Source organism: Mesorhizobium sp. M5C.F.Ca.IN.020.32.2.1 (genome assembly GCF_004023105.1).
Taxonomy (GTDB): Bacteria; Pseudomonadota; Alphaproteobacteria; order Rhizobiales; family Rhizobiaceae; genus Mesorhizobium; species Mesorhizobium wenxiniae.
Genome location: NZ_RZSX01001437.1, coordinates 1 through 841, shown reverse-complemented (window position 1 = coordinate 841; position 841 = coordinate 1). Strand labels below are relative to the sequence as shown.

Genomic DNA, 841 nt, shown 5'->3' with positions numbered 1-841 from the left:
CCTACATCCAGCCGTTGGTCGTCAAGTCGCGCCTCAAGGGCGCCAACGGCTGGATGTAGGGTTCGAGCGACTTCAACGTGAGCGCCAGCGCGCCGCGCATCTCGTCGACGGTCGCCGCGCCGGCCGCCATCATCTCATGGCGAGCCACCTCGTTGCTCAACAGGAAATTGACGGCGCCGGCCAGCATGTCGCGGTCGCGCACCAGCTTGGCGCCGCCGCTGTCGAGCAGGCGCTGATAGGTTTCGCGAAAATTCTGGACATTGCGGCCGGCCAGCACCGCCGTGTCGAGCATGGCCGGCTCCAGCGGGTTCTGGCCGCCCTCCGAGGTGAGCGAACGACCAACGAAGGCGATCTCTGTCAGCCGGAGATAAAGCCCCATCTCGCCCATCGTGTCGCCGAGCAGAATGTCCGTATCGGCGATGATCCGGTCGCCCTTGCTGCGCCGAGCGACTTTCAGGCCCATGCCGGAAATCTGCGTGGCAAGCGCTTCGGCGCGATCGGGATGGCGCGGCACGACGATCGTCAAAAGACCGTGGTGACGCTTGTGCAGCATCGCGTGAACCTCGGCAGCGACCACCTCTTCGCCGTCATGGGTCGAGATGGCCGCCCAGGTCGGTCGGGCGCCGATCTGGCGCTTCAGCGTGTACAGCGTCCTGTCATCGGCCGGCGGCGGCGTGGTGTCGACCTTGAGATTGCCGGATACGGTGACCGGCCGGGCGCCGAGCGAGAGGAAGCGCTCGCCGTCGACATCCGACTGGGCAACAACATGGGCGAGATTCTCGAACAGCGCCTCGGCGATGTTGGCGCGTTTCTTCCAGGATTTGAACGAACGGTCCGACAG

1 protein-coding gene is annotated in these 841 nt (G+C 65.5%); it reads right to left on the bottom strand.

Translation table 11 applies throughout. The features are described from left to right. Position 1: 1 nt before the first annotated feature. Positions 2 to 841, bottom strand: an 840-nt coding sequence (locus EOA86_RS36595) for a glycosyltransferase N-terminal domain-containing protein (RefSeq protein ID WP_281035746.1), incomplete at its 5' end; no start/stop codon positions are given.